The 16,356-nt window shown below is 64.4% G+C and carries 12 protein-coding genes (1 of these 12 running past the window's edge); 7 read left to right on the forward strand and 5 right to left on the reverse strand.

From position 1 onward, the window contains the following. Together BJ987_RS02040 and BJ987_RS02045 are read right to left on the reverse strand one after the other, a co-directional pair. Positions 1–5,452 carry the beginning of a non-ribosomal peptide synthase/polyketide synthase gene (locus tag BJ987_RS02040; RefSeq protein WP_307869417.1) on the reverse strand. Its footprint begins 38,126 nt before the window's first position, so the window shows 5,452 of its 43,578 coding nt (coding positions 1–5,452); its start codon is at positions 5,450–5,452; its stop codon lies beyond the left edge, outside the window. A 133-nt stretch (positions 5,453–5,585) separates the two neighbouring features. Next, a complete protein-coding gene (locus BJ987_RS02045; RefSeq protein ID WP_209884138.1) occupies positions 5,586–6,233 on the reverse strand; it encodes an alpha/beta hydrolase family protein in 648 nt (215 codons plus the stop codon). Positions 6,234–6,610: 377 nt separating this feature from the next. Between BJ987_RS02045 and BJ987_RS02050 the strand changes: the two genes are divergently transcribed. From BJ987_RS02050 to BJ987_RS02065, 4 genes are all read left to right on the forward strand, one after another. Next, the gene (locus tag BJ987_RS02050; protein WP_209884139.1) at positions 6,611–7,321 is read left to right on the forward strand and encodes a sensor histidine kinase; all 711 of its coding nucleotides are present in this window, start codon (positions 6,611–6,613) and stop codon (positions 7,319–7,321) included. Positions 7,322–7,463: 142 nt separating this feature from the next. Then, a complete protein-coding gene (locus BJ987_RS02055) occupies positions 7,464–8,195 on the forward strand; it encodes a response regulator (RefSeq protein WP_245365770.1) in 732 nt (243 codons plus the stop codon). Positions 8,196–8,400: 205 nt separating this feature from the next. Next, the gene (locus tag BJ987_RS02060; protein WP_307869418.1) at positions 8,401–9,207 is read left to right on the forward strand and encodes an LLM class flavin-dependent oxidoreductase; all 807 of its coding nucleotides are present in this window, start codon (positions 8,401–8,403) and stop codon (positions 9,205–9,207) included. 1,411 nt (positions 9,208–10,618) lie between these two features. Further along, positions 10,619–11,674 (forward strand): SGNH/GDSL hydrolase family protein, encoded by a 1,056-nt coding sequence (locus BJ987_RS02065; RefSeq protein WP_209884141.1) that lies wholly within the window; start codon positions 10,619–10,621, stop codon positions 11,672–11,674. A 44-nt stretch (positions 11,675–11,718) separates the two neighbouring features. Here BJ987_RS02065 and thiL read toward each other — a convergent pair whose 3' ends face one another. After that, a complete protein-coding gene (gene thiL, locus BJ987_RS02070) occupies positions 11,719–12,774 on the reverse strand; it encodes a thiamine-phosphate kinase (RefSeq protein ID WP_209884143.1) in 1,056 nt (351 codons plus the stop codon). Next, positions 12,771–13,442, reverse strand: a complete 672-nt coding sequence (locus BJ987_RS02075) for an HIT family protein (RefSeq protein WP_209884145.1) — start codon at positions 13,440–13,442, stop codon at positions 12,771–12,773. Before BJ987_RS02075 ends, thiL begins: the two co-directional genes overlap by 4 nt. A gap of 202 nt (positions 13,443–13,644) precedes the next feature. On the opposite strand from BJ987_RS02075, the gene BJ987_RS02080 reads away from it, so the two are divergent. After that, complete coding sequence (locus tag BJ987_RS02080) at positions 13,645–14,409, forward strand: hypothetical protein (protein WP_209884147.1); 765 nt, start codon at positions 13,645–13,647, stop codon at positions 14,407–14,409. A 49-nt stretch (positions 14,410–14,458) separates the two neighbouring features. Further along, positions 14,459–15,016 (forward strand): class I SAM-dependent methyltransferase, encoded by a 558-nt coding sequence (locus BJ987_RS02085; protein ID WP_209884149.1) that lies wholly within the window; start codon positions 14,459–14,461, stop codon positions 15,014–15,016. Here the strand turns inward: BJ987_RS02085 and BJ987_RS02090 are convergent. Beyond that, a complete protein-coding gene (locus tag BJ987_RS02090) occupies positions 15,013–15,528 on the reverse strand; it encodes an HIT family protein (RefSeq protein ID WP_209884151.1) in 516 nt (171 codons plus the stop codon). The genes BJ987_RS02085 and BJ987_RS02090 overlap by 4 nt on opposite strands. Positions 15,529–15,640: 112 nt before the next feature. Here BJ987_RS02090 and BJ987_RS02095 point away from each other — a divergent pair, with 112 nt between their 5' ends. Further along, positions 15,641–16,330: a (d)CMP kinase gene (locus BJ987_RS02095; RefSeq protein WP_209884153.1), complete on the forward strand. Its 690-nt coding sequence runs from the start codon at positions 15,641–15,643 to the stop codon at positions 16,328–16,330. Positions 16,331–16,356 lie beyond the last annotated feature (26 nt).

A 16,356-nucleotide genomic window follows, 5' to 3' on the forward strand; every position in this document is an offset into this window, starting at 1 on the left:
CGTTGAAGAAACGCCGCCCATCCCCCGCGAACTTCGCGATCAGATCAGCCGAAACCGCCTCACCACCGGCGATCACGACACGCAGACCGGCCAACGCCACCGGATCCATCGACGCCAGCACCGACGGCGTCAAAATCGCATGCGTCACTCGCTCGGCGCGAATGAGCTCCGCCAGCTCCGCACCGCCATAGGTCCCCGGCGGCACCACGATCAGCGCGCCGCCGCCACCCAGGGCCAGCAAGAATTCCAGAATCGAGGCGTCGAAGCTCGGCGAAGCGAAATGCAAAGCGCGAGTGGAACTGTCGAGCTCGTAACGCTCGTTCTGCTCGGCCCGGAAATTCGCCAGACCGACGTGGGTCACCACCACGCCCTTCGGCCGACCCGTCGTGCCGGAGGTATAGATCACGTACGCCGGGTGCTGCACCGAGAGCGGCCGCGACCGCTCCGAATCGGTCACCGGCGCATCCGAGTAGTCCGCCGAGTCGAGCTCGTCGAGCACGACCCATGCCACCGAATCGGGCAACTGGTCGCGCACCGACGAAACCGTCACGCCCACACGCGAACCCGAATCGGTGAGCATGTAATCGATGCGGTCGCTCGGCAATCCGGCATCGACCGGCAAGAAGGCGGCACCCGACTTCGAAACACCCCATGCGGCGAGATACGACAATTCCGAACGCGGCACGGCGATCGCGACCACGTCCTCGGGTCCCATGCCGGACTGGATCAGCAAGCGCGCCAGACGATTCGACCGGCTGTCCAGCTCCGCGTAGGACAGACTCCGCCCCTCGAAGACCACGGCGGGTGCGGCCGGATCACCGGCGACGGCCTCGGCCAGCAACTCCGGCAACGTCCGCGCCGGCTCCGCGGCCGAACCCGCACGCGCGATCAACTCCGCACGCTCATCCGCCCGCAGAATATCGACCGCACCCACCACCACCGACTCATCAGCGGCGACCGTCTCCAGCACACGCACCCACCGCTGCGCGATATCAGCAGCCGTCGACTCATCGAAAAGCTCGGAGGCGTAAGTCAATTCGAGCGTCCAGCCACCGGCCGGGACCTCTGACAAAACGAACTGGAGATCGAATCGGGCCAGATCGACCGTCAATTCCTGAACCTGGACGCTCGACCCTTCCAACTCCAGGCGAGCCCGATCCAAATTCTGCACGGCGAGCATCACCTGGAACAGCGGGTGCCGCGCCTGCGAACGAGCCGGATTCAGCACCTCCACCAAACGCTCGAACGGCACATCCGCATGCCCGAACGCCGCCAAATCCGTCTCACGCACACGACCCAAGAACTCAGTGAACGACTCACCACCATCCACCCGCGACCGCAACACCAACGTATTGACAAACATCCCCACCAAATCATCGAGCGCCTGCTCACCACGACCAGCAATCGGCGTACCGATCGCCACATCATCAGACCCCGACAACCGCGACAACAACACCGCCAACGCGCCATGCAAAACCATGAACACCGACGCATTATGCCGACGACTCAAACCCACCAAACTCCGCTGAACATCAGCGGAAATATCCACCGAAACCCGGCTACCCCGGAAACTCGCCACCGCCGGACGCGCCCGATCCACCGGCAACACCAACTCATCCGGCAAATCCGCCAACTGCGAAACCCAATACCGAGTCTGACTCGAAATCAACGACTCCGGATCATCCTCAGAACCCAACACCTCACGCTGCCACACCGTGAAGTCGCGGTAATTGATGGCGAGCGGCTCCCAGTCCGGCGCCTGTCCCGCGGCACGGGCGAGGTAGGCCTGCGCCATGTCCTGGGCCAGCGGCCCGAACGAGAATCCGTCGACCGCGATGTGGTGGGTGACGATAGCGACCGCGTAGTCCTGGCTATCGGCGATTTCGAAGATCCGGACCCGGATCGGCAATTCGATGGTGACATCGAAACCGGCTTGCGCGAACTCGAGCAGCTGCGCGCGCAGCTCGCTTTCCTCGACGCGGCGCACCTCGACATCGAGGTTCACCTGGTCCATCGGCAACACCTGCTGGTAACCGGCGCCGCCCCAGGTGGGGAAGATGGTACGCAGCGACTGCTGCCGCTCGATCACATCCGACAACGCCGCGACACAGGCTTCGATATCGATCGCACCGTGCAAGCGCATGACGAACGGCAAGTTGTAAATCGGCGCGGTGGGATCGAATTGGTTGAGGAACCACATCCGCTGCTGCGCCAGCGACAACGGCACCCGATCCAGCTCGGCAACGGCGTAGGCCACCAGCGGCGGCCGCGCGGTATCCGACCCGCCCGCACTCTCCGCGCGCGCGGCGATACCGGCCACGGTCGGCGTCTCGAACAGCGCCCGCACGCCCAACCGGGTATTGAAGGCCGACGACACCCGCGCCATCACCTGGGTGGCGACCAGCGAGTTGCCGCCGAGGGTGAAGAAGTCGTCCTCTACGCCGACCACCGGCAAATTCAGCACATCGGCGAAGATCGCGGCGACAACCTGCTCGCTCTGCGTCCGCGGGGCGCGATATCCGGCCATATCGGTGGCGAACACCGGTTCCGGCAGCGCCTTTCGGTCCAGCTTGCCCGAGGTGTTGAGCGGGAACGACTCCAGCACCACCACCGCGGCGGGCACCATGTACGACGGCAACCGCTCACCGGCGAACTGCGTCAGCTCCGCGGACTCGACCGAAAGTCCCGGTCCCGCAACCACATACGCGACCAACTGCTGACCGGTCGCGGTATCGACGACCAGCACCACAGCCTGCGACACCGCCGGATGACCCAGCAGCACCGTCTCGATCTCGCCCAGCTCGATCCGCTGACCACGGAACTTCACCTGGAAATCGGTACGGCCGATGTACTCCAGCACACCAGAGTTGTTCCACCGCACCAGGTCACCGGTCCGGTACATCCGCTCACCAGCGGCGCCGAACGGACTTGCGACGAAACGATCCGCCGTCAGGTCCGCGCGCCCGCGGTACTCGCGGGCCAATTGCCTTCCGGCCAAATACAATTCACCCGGAGCGCCGATCGCGGCCGGCCGCAACCGGCCGTCCAGCACATACATTTCGACATTCCACTCCGGAACGCCGATCGGCACCGTCGTCGTGTCGGCGGCGGTGACCTCCCACGAGGACACCGACACAGCCGCCTCGGTCGGACCGTACAGATTGTGCAGGCCCGCGGAGCTGATGGCCCGGAACGCGGCGGCCGTCTCCGGCGGCAACGCCTCACCGATCACGAACACCGCACGCAGCGAGGCACAGTTGCGCTGGGTCGCGTTCGCGGCGAACACCGTCAGCATCGACGGCACGAAGTCGGTGATCGTCACGCCGTGCCGCTCGATCATCTCGGCCACGTAGATCGGGTCCCGATGCCCGTCCGGCGCGGCCACCACCAGCTTGGCGCCGACCAGCAACGGCAGGAAATAGCCCCACAGCGACACGTCGAAGGTCGTCGCGGTCTTCTGCAGATACACGTCGTCCGCGGTCATGCGGTACTCGTTCAGCATCCACAGCTGCTGGTTCACGATGGCGCGATGGGTGACCGCGACGCCCTTGGGGCGGCCGGTCGAACCCGAGGTGTAGATGACGTAGGCCGTGTTAGCCGGCCGCAACGGCGCCAGGCGATCCGCGTCGGTCACCGGCGCGTCGGAGAACTCGGACAACTCCAGTGCGTCGAGCTCTACCCGGCGCACCGACGCCGGCAACTCCAGCGCGTCACCGGAGGTGGTCAGCACGCAGACCGGTGCCGCGGACTCGAGGATGTAGGCGGTGCGCTCGGCCGGGTGATCCGGATCGATCGGCACATACGCGCCACCGGCTTTCAGCACCGCGTGCATGCCGATCACCAGTTCCAGCGATCGCCGCATGCCCAGCGCCACCAGCGATTCCGGGCCCACCCCGTCCGCGATCAGGAACCGGGCCAGCCGGTTGACCCGCGCGTCGAACTCCGCGTAGGTCAGCTCCGCGCCCTCGAACACCAGCGCGATATTGTTCGGGGACAACGGAATCTGGGTTTCCAGCAGCACCGGCAGCGTGGTGTCGACCACCCGATGATCCGCCGTACCCCACTCCGTCAGCGTGCGGGTCAGCTCCGTCTCGGTCGTGATCGGCAGATCCCACACCCGATCCGTCGCGGCCGCGGCCAGCAAACGGTCGAAGAACTCCAGGAAACGCCCGTGCTGCCGGCTCGCCTCGTCGGCGGCGTACAGATTCGGATTGGTCTCGAAGTCGATGTTGAACTGGGAGCCACCCATCGACTGATAGAAGTTGACGCTCATGTCCTCCACCGACCCGGTGGACAACACGTGCATGTTGCCAGTCGTCTCGCCCAGCGCGATCTGGCTGTTGAACAGCATGATGTTCACCCAGGGTCCGAAGAACTCCTTGGTGACCGTGCCCGAACCCGCGCCGTCGCGGCGGATGTCCTCGTGCCGGTAGCGCTGATGCCGCAACGCGCCCGACACCTCCACCTGCACCGCTTTCAGCAGCGCGGCGATGTCGTCGTCGTAACCGACGTGCAGACGCAAGGGCACGATATTGGAGGTGAAACCGGCCGCACGCCGCATCACCGCGGTGGTGCGCGCGGTCACCGGCAGGCTGAGCACGACCTCCTGGCTTCCGGTCCACTGCGCCAGATACGCCGCGAAAGCCGCGAGCAACAGCGCCGACGGCGACGAATCATGGCGCTGCACAGCGGCATCCAGCAGCGCCTGCCGGTCCGGCGACAAGGTCGCGTGGGCCACGTGGTTCAGCGGCGCCGGAGGCGCGGACCGCCCGGTGAGACTGGTGTCCTCCGCCAGGCCCGCTACCCGCTCGGCCCAGTACTGCTTGTCGGATTCGAACCGGGTGCTGTCGCGGTAGGCGAATTCGGTCTCGACCAGATCCCGCAGATCGGTCGCCTTCGACTGCGTCGGCTCGATACCGGTGACGGCGGCGGAGTACAGCTCGGCGATGCGGTTGACGTACGTCATGGCCGAGAAGCCGTCGAGCACGATGTGATGTGCCCGCAGGTACCAGAACCAGCGGTCCTCGGCGAGCCGCAGGACGGCCAGCAGAACCAGCCGGTCCTGGAAAAGATCGACGGGACGGCTGTATTCGGCGCGCATCCATTCGTGCGCGGCGGCCTCCGGGTCCTCGGCGTCCCGCAGGTCGACGTAGTGCATGCGGTCGCGGTCGGGCACGGTGGGGTCGACGAACTGCATCGGCTCGCCGTCGACCTCGGTGAGGCGGATCAGACCGGAACCGATCTCGCGCGAAGCCTCGACGGCGGCCCGCCACAGCAGATCGCGGTCGAGCTCCCCGGTGAGGTCGACGTACTGCGCGATGGTGATCGGCACCTGCGGATCCAGCGCCTGGGCATACCAAATGCCCAGCTGTGCCGGGGACAGCCGGAAGAGCTCGTCTCCCGAACCCGCCGCAGCCACGTTCTCCATCTCGCCGTTACCGTCGAAAGACACCCGTAACCTCACTTCTGGAGCGCTGTGCAGCGCTCTGTCAAACAGCGCACCGACCCGGGCACACCAGCGTGCGTCCGGGTTCCGGGGCCAATTACGACTTCAATGGAAAAATCGATAAGACGTGCCGGTCGCCTCAACATATGTTCAGCTCGCGATTCAGCACTTTCGCCAGCGAGGCCGCGCCGCCCTCGCCCAGATATTCGTCGACGTACGGCTTGGTGAACAGGAAGGCGCTCAGCTGGCTGAGTTCGGCACTCCGGGAATCCCACATCCGCAGACCGAAGGGGAATCGCCGCAGCTGTTCTCGGATGTCCGCGTCCACGAGCCTGCGCGCCCAGCCGACCATCTCTTCCTCGGTGGAAAGATCCTCGTACTCGAACGCTTCGGCGGTCATGCGCAGCGAACTGCCGACCGGCAACGCGGTCGTCAAGTCGCCGCGGGCGGCCACCCAGTACGTCGGCACCATCCCGACCTCGCGCTGGCCGAGGATTCCGTGCCCACCCGGATCCACCCCGATCGACATACCGGCCGGCCGATACGGGTCCGAGATGAGCGCGCACGCGGCGACCTCCACGCCGGCGATCGCGCCCCGGGAAATCTCCGAGGCGACATCACCCGCGACAGCAGCGCCCTGCGCGTAGCCGGCGAGGACCACGGGTTCGTCGCAGCGCATGATCTCGCCGAGGAGTTCGGCCCGCGCGCCCGCTCCGGTGCCGGAGTTCGAGACCAGGCGCGGCCGGAAACGGCGCGGATCCAGCGCAGCGGCGAAGGCGTTGGTCACCGGGTGCTGCGTCGAAGCCCAACTTGCTCCCACGATCAACACGTCGATCACCGGAACCCCGCGACGAGGGCCGACGGTGTCTGCGTCGCAGCAGCGGACACAGGGCCCTCCTTTCGTGCACAGAGTCGAGTACATCAAGCAGCATGCCGTAAGCGGCAGGGTGACCGCATCGCCGCAGAGGGTGAGGCGGGTACGAGAGAGTGGCAAATCACCCACCAGGGTGACGACGTCACACCGCCCGCGGGTCATGATGATCAGCGTGTGAGCCAGTATCCCAGCAGGACCTGAGACAACTGAACAGGGGCGCGAGTCGGCCAATAGGGGAGCAACCCGACCACGCGTTGACAAAACCGCCCCGGCTGAGGTGTGGTGGAGTCATGCACGCAGTCGGGACGTCAGCTTTGTCATGGTCGGGCTCCCCTGATGCGCCACACACCTACAGCCACTCGGACCGCGCCCAGCCGGAAGAACTGCGTTCCGCGGTATTGGCGGAGCGCGCGCGGATGGCCCGGGAGGTCCACGATGTGCTGGCCGGCTCGCTCGGGCTGCTGGGCATCCAGCTCGAGGTGCTGCACGCGGTACTGGCCGACCTCGGCGATGTCGACAGCGCGCTGAAACTCCTGGAAGACCTGCAGCAGACGGCCCGGGAGGGGCTGCGGGAAACGCACCGGGCCGTGCACGGCCTGCGCGCCGAGCTGCTGCCGCTCGACCAGGAACTCACCGCGCTGGTCGATCGGCATCGCGCGGTCCATCGCAACCGGGTCACGCTGACCGTCGAGGAGACACCGCGGTCGGTGCCGGCGGAGATCACGCTGGCGCTGGTGCGGGTCATCGGCGAGGCCCTGGTCAACGCCGCCAAGCACGCTCCCGACCAGCCGATCACCGTGACGCTGCGGTACGAGCCGGGCGAAGTCGTGCTGACTGTCGAGAACCCGCTGGGCCAGAGCGTGCCCGATCAGCGCTATCGAACGGTCGAGGGTGGTTACGGGCTGCTCGGCATGCGGGAGCGGCTGCTCCCGCTGGGCGGCACGATCTGCGCCGGAGTGCGGCAGGGCCAGTGGGCGGTCACCGCCCGCGTGCCGGACTGAAAGCCGGGGACAGCTCCCGGAATTCGGCCCCTGACCCCGGCCGGAGAGACGATAATCACCCTGGGCGGTGCCGAAATGCGCGGTAACGAAACGGCTCGATCGACCGACTATGCTAACTGAGTTCAGCTAGAGGAGAGTTCGGTTGCCGCCAGTCACGACCCTGCCCACAGTCGACCGGCCCGTGCACGACATGTTCGACACGAAGGGAAGCTACGTGGACGCGGCGATGGATGCCGGAAGACCGTTGCGGATCATCGTCGCCGACGACCAGGCCAGTGTTCGTGAGGGCATCGCGCTCATGCTGGACGTGCTGCCGGACATCGACGTGGTCGCCACCGCCGCCGACGGGCAGCAGGCCCTGGAACGGGTCGCCGAACACCATCCCGACGCCGTGCTCCTGGATCTGCGGATGCCGGTGCTCGACGGCGTCGAGACCGCCACCCGCCTGGCCGCCGACCATCCCGACGTCGCCGTCGTGATCTTGTCGACCTTCGCCGACGACATCTCCGCCCTCTCCGCCCTGCGCGCCGGCGCCCGCAGTTTCCTGACCAAAGACGTCGACCGCGCCGGCATCGTCCGCGCACTGCACTCCGCCGTCAGCGGCATGGCCGTCCTGGACGCCCGCGTGCAGGACACCCTGCTCGCCGCCGCCCGCGGCATCCCCGAACCCGCCCAACTCCCCGACGGCCTGACCCGCCGCGAGGCCGAAATCCTCGCCCTCGTCGCCCGCGGCATGACCAACACCGAAATCTGCGAAGCCCTGTTCCTCACCGCCAACACGGTGAAAACCCACATCAACCGGATCTTCGCCAAAACCGGTTCCCGCGACCGCGTCGCCGCCATCGATTACGCCCGCCGCCACGGCCTGGCGTAACAACGCCTTTCCCACTCTCCTGGCCGCGCGGCCGATCACTGTGCCCCTAGGCGGATTCGACATCGCCGCAGAGTTCAGCCGCGCGAGCGATGCCGCCGAGTGCACGTTTCGAGCATGGTCCTGACTAAATCGCACATTGGAACTCCCCCTCGAACGCCCTAGCGTTGATCACGAATCAATCGCTCGCGAAATCGGAGGCAAACCGGTGGCCATTCAAATCGGCGTATTCCTACCCACATCCGGACCACACATCGCCGAATCCCCGGCCGCGATGCTACGGGACAGCGCTCGGGCAGCGGAGGCCGCCGGACTCGAATCCGTCTGGGCCACCGATCATCTCGTCGCCGCCCAGCCCATGCTCGACAGCACGGTAGCCCTCACCACCGCCGCCGCGGTAACCGATCGAATCCGGATCGGCTTCGGCGCCATGCTGCTGGCGCTGCGACCCACCGCATGGGCAGCCAAGGAAATCAGCACCCTGCAACAACTCTCCAACAACCGCCTCCTGCTGGGAATCGGCACCGGAAACCCCGCCCACGGCGATACCGGCTGGCGCGCCGCAAACGCACCGTTCGAGGAACGCGGCACCCGCACCGACCGCGCACTGACCGTGCTGCCCGATCTGATCGCCGGCAAACCGGCAACCCTGTCCGACGACCTCGAAGTCACCCTGTCCCCCGGCGCCCCGATCCCCCCAATCCTGATCGCGGGCAACAGCACCCGAGCCAGACGCCGCGCCGCCGCCCACGGCGACGCCTGGATGCCCATCAACCCCGGCCTCGAAAACCTGCCGGCCCTACTGACCGAACTGCGCGAACTCGCACAGCGACACGAACGTCCGACGCCTGCGGTTACGGTCGTCGCACCGGCCGTATCGACGGAACCCGGTGTTGCCGCAGAGGAATTGGCGGCCTACGAAGCCGCAGGAGTTGAGCGGGTCGTCCTGGCTCCGACCGGCTCGGATTGGCGGCGAGACTACGCATTCGCGGGCGAGGTTCGTGCGGCGCAGTAGTGCGGGGGCGTTGAGTGCGTCGGGGTTCATGCCGTCCCCGCAGGGCGTGACGTCGAAGTGCTCAGACCCAGCAGGACCACGACGGCAAGCAAGCTGGGCTTTGTCGCCCAGCGGGCCGCGGACGGCGAGTCAGCCGAAATCCGCACCTACACAGGATCACAGCGTGAAGCCCGCTGAGATCGGTGCCACCTCAGCAGGTTGCGGGCGGCGAGTCAGCCGAAATCCGCACCTACCAACAAGACCACCACGTCGAGCCCGCTGAGATCCGTACCGCCCAGCAGGCTACGGACGGCGAGTCAGCCGAAATCCACACCTACCAACAAGACCATCCGTCGAGCCCGCTGAGATCCGTACCTCTCAATGGGACTAAGGCGTGAAGCCTGCCATCGCCCGCACCGGCCCGGCAGGATCACGACGGCAAGCCTGCTGAGAGCCACACGACCCAGCAGCTCCATGACATCGAGCCAGCCCGAAATCCGCACAACCCAACGGAATTATGACCTCGAACCGGCCAAACTCCGCACCACCCACGCTTCTGGCGGCGCTGCGGGCCGCCAGCACGACCAGACCGGCTCGGACTCAGCGGCTAGGCCGCAATCGGGCACCCCACCCCAAACCACACAGGACCACGACATCAGGACCGCGTCGACATCGCGCAGGCAGCCGCGAAGGAGTAGGTCTGGGACTCGCCACGGGCTCAAGCCAACCCGAAATCTAGACACCCAGCAGAATTACGACGTCGAACCCGCCAAACACCGCGCCGCCACCGCTTCTGGCGGCGCTACGGACCGCCAGCACGACCAGATGGCGGGACTCAGTCGCTAGGCCGTAATCGGGCACCCCGCCCCAGGACCGCGACACTAAGCCAGCCCGAAACGCGCACCGCCACCACCAGCACCACGACGTCTAGCCCGCAAAGGCCCGTGCTACCCAGTTGGGACCAGGACACCGGGATTGCCAAATCCTATGCCGCTCAATGGGTTCAGGCATCGACCCCGCCGAAATCCGCACCCAGCAGTGCCAGGAAATCGGGCCATGCGGCTCGCGTGCCACTAGCTCCACGTTCGTATCGATCACCTCTCGTGGGTTGTCGCCCATATTCCAAATCGGCCTCGATCTCGCGCGACAGGCGGCCGAAGCAATCTCACCCCATACCTGTTCGGGTCGCGCCCCCGACTACTCCTCCCCCAGAACGGATTACGCCATGCGTCCTCGCAAAGCTTCAGCCCTACTGCTGCGTGCGCTAACACTGGTAGCACTGCTTATAGCGCCCATGACGGTGACAACGGCCGGTGCGTCGCCGACCTCGCCCGGTTGGTCGGCGGCCTGGGCTACCTCGCTATATCGGGCGGACAAGTTCCCCACCCCGAACTGGTCGGAGTCAGGGTTCGCGAATCACACACTGCGCCAAGTGATTCGCGTAACCGAAGGTGGTGTCGCCACCCGAATCCAGCTGTCCAACCGCTACGGCACCGCACCACTCCGCATCACCGGCGCAAGTCTCGCCCGCAGTGATTCCGGCGCAGCGATCGTCCCGAACACCCTGCGCCCCTTGACCTTCGGCAACGCCGAGTCCGTCACACTCGCCCCAGGCACCGACCTCCTGACCGACCCGGTCCCACTCGCCGTCGCACCATTCGACGCGCTGACCATCACCCTGCACCTCGCCGAGGCGACAGGCCCGATAACCCAGCACTCCCAGGCACTGGAAACCGCCTACCGCGCCGTCGGCAACCATCTCGCCGACACCACCGGCACAGCCTTCACCGAGACCACCCAGGCCTGGTACTTCCTCTCCCGCGTCGAAGTAGCCAATATCGTCCCGCGAACCGCCGGAATCGTCGCCTTCGGCGATTCGATCACCGACGGCGTCGGCTCCACACCCGACACCGACAACCGCTTCCCCGACGAACTCTCCGAACGCCTTGCCGCCCAGGGAACCCCACGCGCAGTCCTCAACCAGGGCATCGGCGGCAACCGGGTCACCGTCGACTCCGGCTGGCTCGGCGACAGCGCCCAACGCCGTTTCCGTCAGGACGTCCTCGACCAGCCCGGCATATCCACCGTCATCATCCTCGAAGGCATCAACGACATCGGCCTCAGCACCGGCGCACCCGCCATCGGCGAACCCGCGACCCCCGTATCAACCGACCAACTAATCGCCGGCCACCGCAACCTCATCTCCCAAGCCCGCTCCCGCGGCCTCCGCGTAATCGGCGCCACCCTGCTCCCCATGCAAGGCTCCCCCTACTACTCCCCCACCGCCGAATCCCAGCGCACAACCGTCAACCACTGGATCCGCACCTCCGGCGAATATGACGCGATAATCGACTTCGACACCACCCTCGCCGACCCAACCAACCCCCAACGCCTATCCCCGACCTACGACTCCGGCGACCACCTCCACCCCAGCGACGCCGGCTACACCGCAATGGCCACCGCAGCAACCGCCATCGACCTCGGCTGACTGCTGGCGGCCGAACCACTGCCCACATACAAATTTGCAGCGGCTCAAGCGTGTTTCCACGACGCTCCGGGAATGGGCATGGTGTCCTGACCCCGCAATAGCCCCGCACCAGATCCGGCTTCGACTCGGCCGATCACATGGAAGTCGAGGTCGGACTGACCGAATTTCGCGGAGAGCGCGTCGACCGCTTCGGCATCGACCGTAACGACCAGTTCGAAGTCGACAGAGTCACCGAAGACGAGATCTAGTACTTCGCAGTTCAATTCGGAAGCTGCCTCGCGTACCGCGTCGTGGATCGGCAAGGTTGCTTCGTCGACGAGGATGGATACGTCGCTGGCCCGGGCCAGCGTCTCCACCGCGCCTTTGAGCCCGTCCGAGGTGTCGATGCAGGAAGTCACTGCGGGATCGAGAGCGAATGCTCGGCCGTGTGTGACCCGAGGAGCTACTCGCTGCCACTTTGACAACAACGCCGAGTGTTTGCGATGCCTGATATCAACTCCAGCGTTGGCGAGCTTCATCGCGCTGCCGGCCAGGCCCGTAGGTCCAGTAGTACACAGAACCTGGCCGGGGCGAGCCCCGGTGCGGGCAAGGATGTTCCCTGGTTCGACCACACCGAAAGCGCTGGCAGACAGGATTATTCGCTCGGCGGTGCCGATGTCGCCACCGACGTTGTGCGCTCCGGCCGCACGGGCGCCATCGCGGATACCTTCCATCAATTCGGCAAAATCATCATCCTGCAAATTCTTTGGATAGCGTACGACCGAAAGCAGACCCAGAGGTACCGCCCCCATCGCGGCGACGTCGCTGATATTTGCTCCAGCAAGATACCAGCCGATATCGTAATTCGAAATGAATCCCTTCTCGTACAAGCTGAACTTTGGTCCGCGTACGTAATCCGTTCCGGCAACAAGTACTTGGTCGCCGCTGAGGCGGAAGGCAGCACAATCATCCTGAGCACCAGCACCCAGCAGAAGAGCAGCGGTCGAGCCATTTGCCAGATGTGTAGTTGATTGCTGGTCGCCCATAGTCGGCACGACTATTTCCGCGATCTTGGACGGCTCGTCCAGCGGAGTATCGGTGGTCAGTGCATGCACGGTCACAGCGTCACTCCTTCGGCGGCCCCAACCGCCCAGCGATGAATGGTTTGGTGGAAGATCTCGCGTCTGACGACAAGCGCCCAGTCGCACTCCTCGGATGGGATTGCGACGCTTGCGCCTGCTACTACTCTGAGATATTGGCTGATCATGCGCTGTTGCGGGCGGGCGATAAAGAATCGATTCCCGTCTGCGGCAAGATAGTACGGTGACTCATCGATACACAAATCGGAAAAACCTTGCCAACTGTCCAGTAGGGCGAGTGACAGTCCGTCGTCGACCATGCGGTTGATCACCGGCTCCAGCGCGAGCGGTAGAACATGTAGATGCGCGTGACTGATGCAGGCCGTTGGCATAGCCGCCGTCGAACCGTGCTCGAGGATTGTGAAGTCGCCGAATATTTGTGCATACCTGTGCAGGAAACGCCCGAGGAAGGACTGGAACCCGCACGCGCTGTCCGCGATCGCTTCGGCCGCACTGTAATAGTGCCGGCGGGGGCACACGAGCACATGGCCGACGACCAGCGGTGAAAGATCAACCACCGCAACGCTGTCCGATGTCTGCGCGAGGTACCGGTCCGACGGTTTGGCATACGTGCGAGTGAACTCCGTATCGGATGTTCCGGAAAACTCCGCGCAAAGATCGGATCTGTCACATGATCCAAGGATCCCCACCCCGCAAGACTAACATTGGACGTCCGTCCAGGCTGGCGAAATACGTTGTGAATCATGGGGATTGACAGAACTGGCCGTCTTCAACCTGGCCACGCGCAAGGAGACCGGCGAAATAATGTGGTGTCAGTCACTGCGCTGCGGTAATCTCGCGCCCGCGTGTATGGAGGATGCCTGATGGTAACTATGTGGACGGGTAGTACAGATGAGAGCGAAAGCTGCCGCAGTATGGGACAAGAGTATCGCGACTGCGGCGCTGGCGGTCTTGGCAGCTCGCAACCAAGAATTTCCCAACCAGCGACTATGGGATGAATTCACCGACCGCGTGCCCGTCCTCGTTCCGACGCTTCTGATAGTCGTAGCGGTGTTTACTCTCGGCCCTTTTGCGACACGCGCGCAGCGCAGTCTGCTCAGTCAGCGTGCACAGCTGGAGCGGGAAGTGTTTGTCCAATTCGGAAGGATGATTCGGGAGGCGGACCGGGTGATTGATGGTTTCCAGTTCGAGGATCTCGGATTGCATGCGTGGCAGGTGAAGCGCCCGTGGTGGCTTGTCGGGGGGAAACGCCTCCACCGGGTGGCGACGTATCGTTTAGGTGGCAATGTCGTGCTGCGCAAGTTCGAGCCACGACGAGGGCAGGGCGTGGTCGGAATGTGCTGGAAACTCAACGCAGAGACCGCCTTCGACGTTGAGGATCTGGCTTCGACCGTTCAATCCGAGGGTGCGTTCAACGAACTACGCGCGACGGACGGCGACGCCGCGGTGATGGGATTGAGTTGGAGGGAGTTCCAGCAGATCCGACATCGAGGTGCGGTGTTCGCCTCTCCCATCCGAGATAACGACAACAATTTCCGCGGCTGTATGAGCGTTGACGCGAAGAGTGGATACGCCAAACTGGCCGAGTCGGCCGTCCCGAATCTCCTCAACGAACTCGCCCACCGCATGCAGGCCCACGGATTCGATGAGATGTGACATGGACCGAGAGACTCTCTCGTGGTATGACACCTACGCTGCCCACTACGTGGAACGTACTGACTCTTTCGAGTCCTTCGACGGACTGGAACGCGACCTGGCGATGTTTACCACGCATCTCCAACGCGCATCGACCGTCGTCGATTTGGGCTCTGGTAGCGGTCGGGATGCGCGTTTCATCGCGGAGTTGGGCCACACAGTGATCGCCGTGGACGGGAGCTTGGCGTTACTGTCCCGGTGCGTAGATTCGGCCCAGCCGCCGCAACTGATCCGCGGTGTCAACGCCGATTTGCTCGCACTGCCCTTCATTTCGGGGTTCGCCGGCGGCGTCTGGGCATGCGGCAGTTTTCTCCATTTGCGTAGGACTGAAATTTCCGCTGCCGTGACTCAATGCTTCGAGATACTCCGCCCCGGAGCTCCGATCGGACTGAGCATGAAAGAAGGGTGTGGCGGTGAACGCCGGTCGGACGGCAGGCTTTTCACGTATACCAGTAAGCAGGAACTGTATAGTTGGCTGGAAAATGCCGGATTCGGTCAAATACTGATAAGCGGTCCGACGAGGAACGAGTGGCTGCTGGCGATAGCCATCAAGCCCGAAAACCCCTAGCTCCACGAATCAGGATCACACTCGGCAAACACCCGCCGGATACCACCGCGAGCATCTGGCACATCCCCGTACCAACGGGGGATGATGTGCAGGTGCAGGTGTGGGATAGTCCGGCCCGCGGCCGAGCCGTCGTTGACTCCTATCGTGAAGCCGTCCGGTTGATACATCGAATTCAGAGTGTCTCGCATCGTCTGTGCCAGAATATGCAAGTCTCGATTTTCCCGTTCAGTCATATCGAAGAAAGACAAGATATGGCGAAATGGAACGATCTCGATATGTCCGCGACTGGCTGGAAAATTGTCCCAGCGGGCGTACATGGTGCCCCGGCGGCGGACCACGGTGTTGATGGTCGGATCTGCGTGCTGGCAGAAGATACAGGCAGGATCGGGTCGAGTCGAGCGTCGACGGGCTGACCGCTCGATCGGGGCCGAGTCGGGTGTGCCCTCCAGCGGCAGCAGCAACTGTTGCGATCCGACCGGATTCACGGCCGCTACTCGATCGCTGCTCGGCATGGTTGACGTCCTACCATCGGGTCTCGGCGACAGGAGAGTGAGCAAGAGACGCACATCGCCGGCATCGGCTATTCGAGCCTTCGATGCCGCGTTGCGCATCTACACTCCGTGGGTGGGAATTCAACCACGTCGAACCCGGGACTGTCTTGTAGTCGCGGTCGACGGGGGTGTCGCAACCGGCAAGTCTTCGCTGTGTTTCGCGGTGGCACAACAACTTCGGCTGCCCTACTTCAACGCTGGCCTGTTGTATCGCGCCCTTGCACTCTGGTGCGTCAACGAAGGCCTCGCACGCGACAACACCGATGGCGCCGTTGCGGACGCGGCACACAATTATCCCGTACTGGTATCGCTCGACACCGGTAGCACCGTCATCACGCTCGCGGGAGAGGAAGTTTCGAGTCGGTTGAAGACCGACGAAATCAGTCGCATCGTTCCCGAGGTCGCTCGGCATGCCGAGGTCAGAGAGATCATGACTGCTCGGCAGCGGGCAGTTGTCAGTAAGGCGGTATCGACATTCGAAGGCGTCGTAATCGATGGTCGCGATGCGACGACTGTCGTAGTGCCGGACGCGGATGTGAAAATTCTTCTGGTTGCTGACCACGATGCGAGAGCGGCGCGGATAGGAACACCCGAAGGCGGCGCCTGCGCAGTGGAGCGAGACGCGGCCGATTCTCTCGTCAGCGACTTCTTGCGGCCGCGGCATGGTGTCGCAGTGTTCGATACAAGCCATCTCCGGTTGGAGGACCTTGTACCGCAAGTGCTGGCGTACATCTATCGACACCATCCTGCGTGGCGAGAGTAGACGCTGGACGTCTAGAACCTGTTCTA

It is taken from the genome of Nocardia goodfellowii (assembly GCF_017875645.1).
GTDB classification, from domain to species: Bacteria; Actinomycetota; Actinomycetes; order Mycobacteriales; family Mycobacteriaceae; genus Nocardia; species Nocardia goodfellowii.